Here is a 12,131-nt window from a genome sequence, read left to right on the forward strand (position 1 = left end):
TCAGGCCACGGCACCTTGCTGTTCGATTTGGCTGTGCTGGTTCGCGAGCAAGCGGTGGCGGTCTGCCCGGCGCTGTTCCTGCCGGTCGGGATCGGGCACTGGCGAGGCCAGCAAGAGCCGCTGGGTGTAGGGGTGTTCGGGATCGCGGGTGACTACCTCGGCGGGGCCCTGCTCCACGATTTCGCCGTGGTACATGACGGCCACGCGGTGGCTGATGTGCCGGACCACGTCAAGATCGTGGGACACGAACAAGTACGAAACGCCGGTGTCCTTCTGGATTTGCAGGAAGAGGTCCAGCACGCGGGCCTGGGTGGAGAGGTCCAGCGCACTCACCGGCTCGTCACAGACAATCAACTTCGGGGACAGGGCAAGCGCCCGGGCAATCGCAACGCGCTGGCGCTGGCCGCCGCTGAACTCCCGCGGGAGCCGGTGGATCGCGTCGGTGGGCAGGCCCACCTGGTCCAGGAGTTCCTTGACACGCTTCTTCGCAGCGCCCGCCTCCATGCCCTGCACGCCCAGCGGCTCAGCGAGAATGTCGCCAATTTCCAGCGCCGGGTTCAGCGAGGTGTACGGGTCCTGGAAAACTACTTGCAGGTCCCGGCTCAGCGTGCGGCGTTCCTTTCGGGACGCGTTGCTGATGTCGTTGCCTTCGAAAATCACTTTGCCGGCGGTGACCGGGGCCAGGCCCAGGACGGCGCGGCCAAGGGTGGTCTTGCCCGAACCGGACTCCCCCACCAAACCCAGGGTCTCCCCCTGGCCGATGGTGATGTTGATGTCCGTCAGGGCGCGGAAAGGCTTGGCCCGGAACCGCTTGCTGGGGTACTCCACCACCAGGTTCTCCACGGACAGCAGCGGGGACTTGCCTGTTGACTCAAGAGAGGCACTCATGCGACAGGCTCCTTCTGTGCTGCTGATCCAGGCTGTGCTGCTGATCCAGGCTGTGACACAAGCATGGTCATGGGGGTCTTTCCTTCGAGCATGGACCCCAGCAGGGTCTGCGTGTAGGGCTCTTTGGGGTTCCTGAGGATCTCGCGGACCGTTCCTTCTTCCACGAGCCTGCCGTTCTGCATAACCGCTACGCGATCGCAGAGATCGGCAACGACGCCGAAGTTGTGGGTCACCAGGATCACGCCGATGTTCAGGCGCTGCTGCAGTTCGCGCAGCAGGTCCAGCACATCTGCCTGGACGGTGACGTCCAGCGCCGTGGTGGGTTCGTCAGCGATCACCAGGTCCGGTTCGCAGCTGATGGCACCGGCGATCAGCACGCGCTGGGCCATGCCGCCGGAGACCTCATGCGGGTAGGCGTTGAAAGTGCGTTCCGGGTTGGTAATTCCGACGTCGGTGAGCAGCTTGAGCGCACGCTGGCGGGCTTCTGCCTTGGAGATTCCCAGCACGCGGACCATGGGCGTGACCAGTTGGTAGCCGATGGTGAAGGCCGGGTCCAGGTTGCTCATGGGTTCCTGCGGGATGTAGGAGATCCGCTTGCCGCGCAGTTTGGACAACCGCTCCTGGCTGACGCGGTCCTCGCCCGGCGCAACGGTGTAGTTGCCGTCGAACTGGATGGAACCGCCCACAATCCGGGCGTTGTCCGGCAGCAGGCCAAGGATGGAGAACGCGGTCTGGGACTTGCCCGAACCCGATTCCCCCACGATGCCCAGGATTTCGCCGCGGTCAACATGGAAGGAAACGTCGTCCACTACCTTCTTGATGGACCCATCTGCCTGCGGATAGCCGACGCCGAGGTTGGTCACCTTGACCAGGTGGTGTTCGGTTCCGGCGTCGACGGCGGCCACGGACTTCCGTGACTGGCGCGCCTTGGCGGGGTCCGCCGTCGTGCTTGCAGCAGTGACAATCTTCTTGCGGTGCTTGATCTTTTCGCCGTCTTCGAGGGCGTCGCGGATGGCGTTGCCCAGCAGGACCAGGCCGCCGATGGTCAGTGCCATGGCAAGCGCCGGCCAGAGCAGCAAAATCGGGGTGAGATAGACGTTCTTGAAGCCTTCGGAGAGCATGACGCCCCACGTGGCTTTGGTGGGATCGCCCAGGCCCAGGAACTCGAGTCCGGACTGGATGGCGATGGCAACTCCGGCGATGGCGGCGGTTTGGATGATGATGGGTGCGCGGACTACGGAGAAGATGTGGCGGGCGATGATGCTGAGGTCGGACAGGCCCGAAACCCGGGCGGCGTCGACGTAGAGCTCGTTCCGGACCGACTGCACGGCGGTGCGGGTGAGCCGGAAGTAGGAAGGACTGATGAGGACGCCGAAGGCGATCATGGAGATCCATACCGAGGGGCCGAAGGCTGCACGGATGGTGAGCAGGACGATCAGGCCGGGCAGGCTCATGAGGATGCTGACTACCCAGTTGGAGACGGCTTCGAATTTGCCTGCGTAATAGCCGGCGATCAGGCCTGCCGGGAGCCCGATGGCAATGGCGACGCCGGCACACAGGAGCGCGGACAACAACGTCAACTGTGCGCCGAAAAGCAGCCGGCTCCAGGTATCGCGCCCCGCACTGTCCGTGCCCATGATGTTGACCGAATCCGGGGCAGCCAGGGTTTTGGAGATATTGGCGAAGTTCTCTTCGAAAGGCGCGATCACCGGCGCAAGGATGGCCAGGGCCGCAATGGTCAGCAGGATCACCAGCGAAGCGATGCCCATGGGGTTCTTCAGGAGGCGGCGCATCACGGTGGAACGGACCACTGTGCCGCTCTGTCCTGATCCCTGCTTCGCTGCGAGGTCGGCACTGGCCGTTGTTACTGCAGCTGAATCTACGGAGTCGCTCATGAGACACGTACTTTCGGGTTGAGCCAACCATTGAGGATGTCCACCAGGAGGTTCACGACGATGACCACCACCACGGTGTACATCACCACTCCCATGACCACGGGAAGATCGGTTTGGGTAGTAGCGGCTACAGCCAGCGGGCCCATTCCGGGGAGGGCGAAGATCTGCTCGATGATCACCACGCCTCCCAGCATGCCGATCAGCTGAAGGCTCAGGACGGTCAAGCCTGCCGGTGCGGCGCTGCGGAGCACGTGCTTGAAGAGGATTTCACGCTCTCCAATGCCTCGGCTGCGCAGCGTCCGGACGTAGTCGCGCTCGAGCTGCTTGATCACGGCGGAGCGGATCTGCTGGGCACCACCGGTCACGCCGTTGATCAGCAAGGCGATGACGGGAAGGGTCATGGAGTAGACCCAGGCCTCCGGCCCCACCTCCGGGGAGATGGTGCTGGTGGCGGGGAAGAAGCCGAGCTGGATGGCCAGGATGGTTACCAGGAACACGCCGATCACGTAGCCGGGGATGGAGTCCCCCACGATCGCGCCGATCTGGACCACCCTGTCCACCCAGCCGCGCTTCACGGCTGCGGCAACACCGATCAGTGCTGCGCAAATGGCGATCAGGATCATTGCGGTGAAAACCATGGTCATGGTCACCGGGATACGGGTGGCCAGGGAGTTGGCCACCGGCTCCGAGGTGAACCAGGAAGCTCCAAGGTTGCCTGTCAGGGCGTCGCCCAACCAGGCGAAGTAGCGGACAAAGAGGGGCTGGTCGAGTCCGAGCTCCTGTTCCTTCAGGGCCACCTGTTCAGGCGTGGCCTGATCACCCAGGATGTTCTGGGCAATACTTCCGCTGGAGGTATACAGCAGGGTGAAGGTGAGGACCGAGACGACGAACAACACCACCAGACCACTGCCCAGTCTTTTCGCAATGAACTTGATCATGGGGTCCTACTTGGCGGGCGAGTAGTTGTAGATGGACGGAACGGCCTGCTGGACCTGCGGCGTGACGTTCACTTTGTCGTTGTGGTAGTACATCTGGTTCACACGGAACAGCGGGGCGAACCAAGCCTGTTCCACCACATATTTGTTCACTTCCTGGGCCAGCTTGCCGGCATCCGCACCACCGGTGCGCACGGCGGCGATCTTGGCCTCCAGTTCCGGGCTGGTGGTCTTGAACGGGTTGTAGAGGGCCTTGGTGGAGACGATCTGGTCGATCGCCACGGTGGGCTGTCCCTGGAAGAGGTTGTAGAAGAGTGCCGGGTACTTCTGGGCGGCAACATCGGAGGTGAAGGTGTTGGTGATTGCCGCACCCGGGTTCAGGGTGATGCCAACATCTGCCAGTTGCTGCTTCATGACCGAGATCAGGGTTTCACCACCGGGGAGGGTGGGAACGTCGATGCTGACCTTGCCCTCGAAGCCGGACTCCTTCAGGAGCTGCTTGGCCTTCTCGGGATCGTAGCTGTAGTAGTTCTCCAGCTCCTCGGTCCAGGCACCACTGTCCTTGCCGAACGGCTGCGAGGTGGGAGTGCCCTGTCCCAGCATGACCTGGTCCAGGATGGTCTTACGGTCAAAGGCGTGGTTGATGGCCTGGCGGACCTTGACGTTGGCCAGTGCCGGGTTTTTGGTACCGTCGCGGTCCAGCAGAAGCAGGCCGGACCAGTCAACCTGGTTGGTTTCAAGCTTCATTTTGGCGCCCTCGGCCTGCTTGCCGTTCTTGGGATCCAGCAGGGTGGCGTCAATCTGGCCGGACACCAAGGCGTTGGTGCGGGCCGTGGGATCGAGGAGGATCTTGAGCGTGAGCTTCTTGAACTTCTGGAGGTCCTTGTTCCAGTAATCCTCGCGGGCGGTGAACACGGACTGGGAGTCCTTCACCGAGGCTGCCTTGTCCATCACGTAAGGGCCGGAACCTACGGGAACGGTCTTGATGGCGTCGGTTCCCAGTGCGGCGGGGCTTCCCATCAGGCCTGCAGCCTGGCTGAGGAAGAATTCCAGGGCGGGCTCGGGTGCGGTGAGGTTGATGTCGATCGTGTCGGCATCCACCACGGCGACGTCGGAGACTGAGCTCAGCTGGGCCATCTGCGGACCGTTGGCCTTCTTGAAGTGGTCCATGTTCGCCTTGGCCGCAGCGGCGTCGAACTTGGCTCCGTCGCTGAAAGTAACGTCCGTGCGGAGGTCAACGGTGAGCTTGGTGTTGGTGTCGTTGTACTTCCACGCGGTGGCGAGCATGGGGCTGAGCTTGCCGTCCGGTTCGCGGAGGATCAGGGAATCATAAGCTGCTTGGTAGGGCTGGAGTGCGTGGCCGACGTGGGCCTGTGCCGGATCCCATGAGGTGAGGTCCCGAAGGGTGCCCAGGGTCAGGGCCGTGACGGTTTTGCTGCCGGCAGTGGAGCCATTTCCGGCGCCGGCACCCCCGCCACCACATGCGGTGAGCGCCAGGGAGGCGCTAAGGACGATGGCGGCTGCTGCCGCCTTGGGACCTAACTTCATTGTCGGCTCCTACTGAGTCTTTGCCTGATGCGAGTCAGAGCTTGGAGTGTGTGGCCTGGACCACATTTTTATTGGGTGTGGGATTTACAGTACGGACTTTGCCTGGTCTTGGCAACCGATTGTCAAAAGTTTCTTATATTGTTGCCAAACGTCGGGGCGGGACGTCTGGATTCATCACCGTGGTGGGGTGAAAACGGCGCGAAATCCTTGGATTTCAGGCGTTTTTACGCGGTTTTTGCTGGGTTAGCTGGGTTGGCTGGGGTTGGCTGCGGTTGCCTCAGCCCACCCGGTCCAGCATGTCCGGGTAGCTCTGCGCGTAAATGTCCTTGATGATGCCCAAGGACTTGCCTGCCTCGGCAGGGTTGATCCAGAACTGGCCCGGCTCCCCCAGCGTTGCGTAGAAGTCGGCGATCAGCAGCTCATGGGATACGCCCCAGTACGACCTTCCACCGGTTTCCGCCACCCGCTCCTGGATGACGTCAACCCTTCCGTCCGCATAGGTCACAGTGAGGTCGCCCCGCAGGCTGAGCGTCGCCTTCTCGGTAACGATGTCCAAGGTCACCGGAGCGTTGGCGGCGTTGGCCAGGGTCGCGTAGAAAACGCTCCGCGCACCGTTGACGTGCTCGGCAACGAACTCGGCAGTGTCTTCCACTTCGATCACTCCACCCAGCGAGCGCGTAGAGGCGTGGCCCTCCACTTTGGCTACATCACCTACCAGCCATTGGAGCAGGTCTACCGTGTGGATGGCCTGGTTCATCATCAGGCCACCCCCGCCTTCAGCCCAGGTGCCGCGCCATGGGCGGCTGCGGTAGTAGCTGCCGTCCCGGTGCCACATCACGGTTGCCGAGGCGCCGACCACCTGACCCAACGTGCCGCCGTCGAGCAGTTCATGCATTGCTTGCGACGTCGCGTTGTAGCGGTTCTGGAAGCAGACGCCGATCCTCGCCGGACTGCGTTCGGCCACCTCGACCAGCCGCCGCCCCTCCTCCAGCGTATGGGCCAGCGGCTTTTCGACGATCACGTTGACGCCGCGCTCCAGGCAGTCAGCCGCCACCGAGGCATGGAGGTGGTGCGGTGTACAGACATGGACGACGTCGGGACGCACCTTCTGGATCATGTCCAGGTAGTCCGCGTAGCCGGGGACGCCATGGGTGGCTGCCGCCGCTTCCAGCCTTTCGGGGTCGGTGTCGCAAACGGCCACCAACTCCACGTCCCCCAACGCCGATAGTGCCTGGAAATGGACGGTCGAGATGTCGCCGCAACCGATAACTGCCGCTGTAGGCATGTCCTGCTCCTTCGAAGGATGATGCTGAATTGTTGGGGGCCGGCCGTCAGGCCAGGGTCACGCCGCTCTTGCTTGCCAGGCCGGCAAAGGCCCGGGCTGCGATGCCGAACGCCACCGGGCCGGAGTATCCGCCGAGTTCGTGGGCGCTGGCCAGATGAGGCTCCAGGGAAGCGAAGCCGGTGTAGCCATCGGCTGCGAGGGCAGCAATGGTGGCGTCCAGTTCGCCGTCGCCTTCGCCGGAGGGAACAACTTCGCCTGTAGTGGCGATCGCATCCTTGACCTGCAGGTATTCAAGGTAGGGGCGGAGCAGTGCATAGCCCTCGGTGTACGGCTTGACGCCTACCTGGACGAAGTTGGCGTTGTCCCAGGCGACCCGCAACGCCGGCGAGCCAACTGTTTCCATGATGTCCAGGACTCGTTCAGGGGTATCGCCGTAGATGCCCTTTTCGTTTTCGTGCAGCAGAACCACGCCGCTGGCCTCCGCTTCAGAGGCCAAGGCGGTCATCCGTTCCATCACGGCATCCCGGACCTCTTCCTGGCTCTGGTCCTCACCGCGGTAGAAGGAGAAGATGCGGACGTACTGGGTGTCCAGGGCTTTGGCGACGGAGATGATCTGGCGGAGCCGGGTGAGTTCGTGCTCCACTGGCAGGCTGACATCCACTTTGCCGATGGGGCTGGCCACGGCCGAGACCTTGAGTCCGTTCTGGTCCAGTATTTCCTTGAGTCGGTGGACAGCATCAGGCTCCAGCTCGGACACATTGGTGCCCCAGGCGCTGCGGACTTCAATGTGAACTGCGCCGAGGGCCAGCAGCACAGCGGCCTGGACAGAGGGATCTGGATCTACTTCGTCGCCGAAACCGGACAGGCTCCACACGGCTTGGGGGTGGGTCACGAATTCTCCTAGGTAGCCCGTGATGCCACCGGCCGGAGCACGGTGACGCAGTTCACAGGAGTGTCTTGTCCCCACGAGTTTAGCCATCTTGGCACGAAGTTGACAACCGATTGCCATATTCGGCCAAGCTGTGGCATTCTTGACCCACGGTGTGGCAGTGGTCACAGCCGGATGATCTTTTGTCGTTCCGGAAGGAACGCCCATGTTTGCTGTTCAGAGAGGAACGCCCATGGCGACGCAACCCATGGCGACAGGCCGGCCTGCCACCATCCATGACATCGCTGCGCTGTGCGGCGTTGCGGCGTCCACTGTTTCACGGGCCCTCGCCAATCCTGAGCGCGTCAATATCCGCACCCGGGAGCGGATCCAGGCTGCCGCCGTCGAACTCAACTACACGCCGAACTCCCAGGCGAAAGCCTTGAGTTCGGGGAAGACCGGAGCTGTTGGCGTCCTGGTTCCGGATATCACCAACCCCTTCTACTTCGACCTCATCCGCGGTACCCAGTTGCAGCTCAAGGCCGCCGGTTACACGCAGTTGCTGGTGGATACCGAGGAATCGGACGAAGTTGAGGCGAGCACGCTGGAGCAGCTGCGCAAGAGCGCCGACGGCGTCATTGTGGCAGCATCGCGACTCAACGACGACTCGCTTGCCGCTGCCGCCGCCCTGATGCCGATGGTCACCGTCAACCGCGACGTCGACGGCGTCCCGGCAGTCATCATCGACACCCCCTCGGCCATGCCACAAGCCCTGGACCACCTGATTTCCTGGGGCCACACATCCGTTGCCTATGTCTCCGGTCCGGCCGTGTCCCAGTCCAGCGCCCGGCGATGGGACGCACTCTCCGCAGCCGCGGAGGAACGCGGAGTCGAGGTCCGCCGGCTTGGACCGTTCGCGCCCAAGACCCAATCAGGCGCAGCCGCGGCCGACGCCGCCGTCCACAGCGGGGTCACTGCATGCATCGTCTTCAACGACCTCATTGCCATTGGCATGCTGCAACGGCTCCGCGAACGCGGCCTCCGGGTGCCCGAGGACATGAGCATCGTGGGCTGTGACGACATCTTCGGGGCGGATTTCTGCAATCCGCCGCTGACCACCATGAGCTCGCCCATTGAGCAGGCCGGCCGGGTGGCTGTGTCCATGCTGCTGGCCCAGTTGAATCCACTCGCCGGGGGCGGGAACCGGAACCGCTCCGTCATGCCCACCCACCTCACGGTCCGGGGCTCAACGGGTCCCGTGCCCACCACTTAGGGTGAATCGCCGCCCGTCTCCTCCACCTGAGCGAATCATCAGCGCAGCCGAATCACCAGCGCAATATGGTTGAGCGTTCGTGACACGGCTGACTAGTGTTGGACCATGCGCGAACTCCAGGAAAAGATCATTGAAGAAATGGGCGTCCAGCCCCGGATCGATCCCGCGGAGGAGATCCGGCAACGGGTTGCCTTCCTGAAGGATTACGTCAAGGCAACCGGCACCAAGGGCTTTGTCCTGGGTATCTCCGGAGGCCTTGATTCAACCCTTGCCGGGCGCTTGGCACAGCTGGCAGTCGAGGAGCTCCAGGCCGACGGCGTGGAAGCGAACTTCGTGGCTGTCCGGCTCCCCTACGGCGTCCAGCACGACGAAGACGACGCCCAGGCCGCACTGGACTTCATCAAAGCCAAGACCGAGTGGACCTTCAACATCGCCCCCGCCGTTGACGGTTTCGAGGACGAATTCCAGAAGACCACCGGCGCCGAAATTTCAGACTTCCATAAGGGCAACACCAAGGCCCGTGCCCGCATGATCGCGCAGTACGCTTTGGCCGGCGAACACAATTACCTGGTGATCGGTACCGATCACGGCGCCGAGTCCGTCACGGGCTTCTTCACCAAGTACGGCGACGGCGGTGCCGACATCCTTCCGCTGTTCGGCCTGAACAAGCGCCAGAACCGGACCCTCCTTGCCGAATTGGGCGCTCCCGCCCGCCTATGGCAGAAGGTTCCCACCGCCGACCTCTTGGACGACAAGCCCGGCCGCACCGACGAAGACGAGCTCGGCATCACCTACGACCAGATCGACGACTACCTCGAGGGGCGCGACGTCACCGACGCAGTGGCCGAACTCATCGAACAGAAGTACCTCCGGACGCGCCACAAGCGCACCGTTCCAGTGACCATCTTTGATACCTGGTGGAAATAGGCGCACCAAAACCACCGCATTCAGAACCACCGCGTTCAGAACCACCGCGCTGACAAACCACGACGGCGGGTGCCGGCTTCCGTACGGAAGTCCGCACCCGCCGTCGTGCTTTAACAAACCCTCTCGCACATCCCCCACCCCTCCGGCCAACCCTCTCGCACATCCCCCACCCCTCCGGCCAACCCTCTCGCACATCCCCCACCCCTCCGGCCAACCCTCTCGCACATCCCCCACCCCTCCGGCCAACCCTCTCGCACATCCCCCACCCACTTCCCCACGCTCAGCTCTTGACGTCCCGATAGTTACCGATATATCGTTAACTATCGCCGATACTTCTTCGGTGATTCACAACCGAAAGGACGATGCTGCTATGAAAGGCATCAACGAAAACAACAACTCATTCCCTGAGCACGACCACGGACATCCCGAACACGGGCATGGCAGAGGCCGCTTCAATCGAGGCAAAGGCCGGCGCGGTCCGGGCGGTCACGGTGGTGGCGGATTTGGTCCGGGCTTCGGTCCGGGCGGTTTCGGCCCAGGTTTTGGCCCCGGCTTCGGACCAAGGGGCTTCGGTCCCGGCGGTTCACGTCGAGCCAACCGTGGCGACGTCCGGGCAGCGATCCTCTCGCTCCTGGCAGAGGCCCCGTCCAACGGCTACGGCCTGATCAAGACCATCGCGGAGAAGACATCCGGTGCCTGGCGTCCCAGCCCCGGCTCGGTCTACCCCACGCTGCAGCAGCTGGTGGACGAGGAACTGATCGTCGCCGTCGGCGAAGGCCGCCGCACCGAGTTCACGCTTACTGACGACGGCAAGGCCTACGTCGCCGAGCACGAGGAAGAACTTGCCAACGCCTGGAACACCGAGGCCGATGGAACAGGGGCGGCCTTCCACCAAAGCGTCGGCAAGCTCATGGGAGTCATCCACCAGTTCCGCTCAGCGGCTACTGAGGAACAGCGGCAGGCAGCGATCGAAAAGCTCGACGAAACCCGCCGGGCGCTCTACCTGATCCTGGCCGACTAATGCCTGCTGAGGTCCTCTTGACCTTGACGTAACGTCAACCTCTACTGTCGAAGTACAAGCACAGAACGGGGGACGCATGGACTGGTCAATCCAGGAAATCGCCAGGATCGCAGGAACAACCAGCCGCACGCTGCGTCACTACGACGACATCGGGCTGCTGAAACCAAGCCGGACCGGGCATAACGGCTATCGCTACTATGACGGTCCGGCGCTGGTTCAGCTCCAGCGCATCCTCCTGCTCCGGGAACTCGGACTTGGCCTGCCGGCCATCGCCGAAGTACTGGATCGCGAGACGGACACCGTCAAAGCGCTGAGCAGCCATCTGGATTGGCTCGCACAGGAGCAGGACAGGCTGACCCGGCAGATCGCCTCCGTTCGGCAAACCATCGACACAATGAAAGGGGATGGAAAGTACATGGCACAGGACATGTTTGACGGCTTCGACCACACTCAGTACAAAGACGAGGTGGAGGAGCGCTGGGGCAAGGACGCCTATGCCGCCAGTGATTCATGGTGGCGCGGGATGAGCGCAGACCAAAAGACGGAATGGAAGGACCGCGTCCAGAGGCTTGGCGCGGACTGGATGTCTGCAGCAGAGTCCGGAGTTGCACCTGACAGCGCCGAAGCGCAGGACCTGGCTCGCCGTCACGTCGAGTGGCTCCGCGGCATCCCGGGAACCCCGACGGCGGTACCTGGCGGAGACGTCAAAGGTTACGTCACGGGACTCGGTGAAATGTATGTAGCGGACCCCCGGTTTGCGGCCAATTACGGCGGGGAAACGGGAGCGTCATTCGTCAGGGATGCCCTGCGGATCTATGCCGAAAAGAACCTCTAGGCGCTCAGGATGCGGTGACCGGGGTTAGGCAATAGTGTGGCGGAATGGGTACAAGCACCGCGAAGTCCGGCCAACAGGTAGACAGACAGAAGCGCATTCTCGAAGCGGCACTGGAGCTGCTGTCCCGCCACGGCATTTCGGGCATCAACATGCGGGCTGTGGCACGTGAAGCCGGCGTCGCACTCGGGCTGGTCAATTACTACTACGAAGACAAATCGAGTTTGATCCGCGCGGTGCTCCACCAGATCGAAGAGCATGACCTCCTGCTGGTGGAGCCGTCGCCTACCTCAACCCCGGACGAACAACTCCGCGGCTCCCTTCGTCGCGTTGCCGACCCGGGGCTCCTGACCACGCCGTACCTTTCACTCCGCCTCCACTTATGGGCCCTCGCCCAAGCCGACGAGGAGTTTGCCCGGATCAACGCCGCAGCCTTTGACAGGTATCTGCAAGGGCTTGCGGCATTGATCGGCAATGCCATTCCCGGACTGTCACCTGATGAGGGCCGGGAGCGGGCGGCCGACATCGTGGTGGTGCAGAACGGGATGTGGCTCACCACCCTCCTGGGGATCGACAAGGCAGCAATCGAGCGCGGAATTGCCCGCACCGAAGAGATTGCTTTCGCCCCTTCGCAGCACCAGCCCGGGTCTTAGTCCTCC

11 protein-coding genes are annotated in these 12,131 nt (G+C 62.9%); 5 read left to right on the forward strand and 6 right to left on the reverse strand.

Features of this window, described 5'->3' with window-relative positions:
• The 6 genes from AC6JA3_RS18995 to AC6JA3_RS19020 all read right to left on the reverse strand — a co-directional run bounded on the left by AC6JA3_RS18995 (position 1) and on the right by AC6JA3_RS19020 (position 7,443).
• Positions 1-888 carry an ATP-binding cassette domain-containing protein gene (locus tag AC6JA3_RS18995; RefSeq protein WP_026548136.1) on the reverse strand — a complete coding sequence of 296 codons (888 nt, stop codon included), beginning with the start codon at positions 886-888 and terminating at the stop codon, positions 1-3.
• Positions 885-2,783 carry a dipeptide/oligopeptide/nickel ABC transporter permease/ATP-binding protein gene (locus tag AC6JA3_RS19000; protein ID WP_497920500.1) on the reverse strand — a complete coding sequence of 633 codons (1,899 nt, stop codon included), beginning with the start codon at positions 2,781-2,783 and terminating at the stop codon, positions 885-887. The genes AC6JA3_RS18995 and AC6JA3_RS19000 overlap by 4 nt, the downstream gene beginning before the upstream one ends.
• Complete coding sequence (locus AC6JA3_RS19005; RefSeq protein ID WP_026542293.1) at positions 2,780-3,721, reverse strand: ABC transporter permease; 942 nt, start codon at positions 3,719-3,721, stop codon at positions 2,780-2,782. The genes AC6JA3_RS19000 and AC6JA3_RS19005 overlap by 4 nt, the downstream gene beginning before the upstream one ends.
• A gap of 6 nt (positions 3,722-3,727) precedes the next feature.
• Positions 3,728-5,266 (reverse strand): ABC transporter substrate-binding protein, encoded by a 1,539-nt coding sequence (locus tag AC6JA3_RS19010; protein WP_026548138.1) that lies wholly within the window; start codon positions 5,264-5,266, stop codon positions 3,728-3,730.
• A 277-nt stretch (positions 5,267-5,543) separates the two neighbouring features.
• Positions 5,544-6,551, reverse strand: coding sequence for a Gfo/Idh/MocA family protein (locus tag AC6JA3_RS19015; RefSeq protein ID WP_497920501.1), 1,008 nt, complete (start codon positions 6,549-6,551; stop codon positions 5,544-5,546).
• A gap of 46 nt (positions 6,552-6,597) precedes the next feature.
• Positions 6,598-7,443, reverse strand: coding sequence for a sugar phosphate isomerase/epimerase family protein (locus AC6JA3_RS19020; RefSeq protein ID WP_497920502.1), 846 nt, complete (start codon positions 7,441-7,443; stop codon positions 6,598-6,600).
• A gap of 229 nt (positions 7,444-7,672) precedes the next feature.
• Between AC6JA3_RS19020 and AC6JA3_RS19025 the strand changes: the two genes are divergently transcribed.
• The 5 genes from AC6JA3_RS19025 (at position 7,673) to AC6JA3_RS19045 (ending at position 12,125) form a co-directional block, all read left to right on the forward strand.
• Entirely contained in the window at positions 7,673-8,692 is a 1,020-nt protein-coding gene (locus AC6JA3_RS19025) for a LacI family DNA-binding transcriptional regulator (protein WP_497920503.1), read from the forward strand.
• A gap of 105 nt (positions 8,693-8,797) precedes the next feature.
• On the forward strand, positions 8,798-9,619 hold the full coding sequence (gene nadE, locus AC6JA3_RS19030; protein WP_026542288.1) for an NAD(+) synthase: 822 nt from the start codon (positions 8,798-8,800) through the stop codon (positions 9,617-9,619).
• A gap of 370 nt (positions 9,620-9,989) precedes the next feature.
• Entirely contained in the window at positions 9,990-10,640 is a 651-nt protein-coding gene (locus AC6JA3_RS19035; protein ID WP_026542287.1) for a PadR family transcriptional regulator, read from the forward strand.
• A gap of 76 nt (positions 10,641-10,716) precedes the next feature.
• The gene (locus tag AC6JA3_RS19040) at positions 10,717-11,475 is read left to right on the forward strand and encodes a MerR family transcriptional regulator (protein ID WP_497920504.1); all 759 of its coding nucleotides are present in this window, start codon (positions 10,717-10,719) and stop codon (positions 11,473-11,475) included.
• Positions 11,476-11,519: 44 nt separating this feature from the next.
• Positions 11,520-12,125 carry a TetR/AcrR family transcriptional regulator gene (locus AC6JA3_RS19045; protein ID WP_026542285.1) on the forward strand — a complete coding sequence of 202 codons (606 nt, stop codon included), beginning with the start codon at positions 11,520-11,522 and terminating at the stop codon, positions 12,123-12,125.
• Positions 12,126-12,131: the final 6 nt, after the last annotated feature.

This window comes from Arthrobacter sp. TmtSoilC79 (assembly GCF_059739405.1).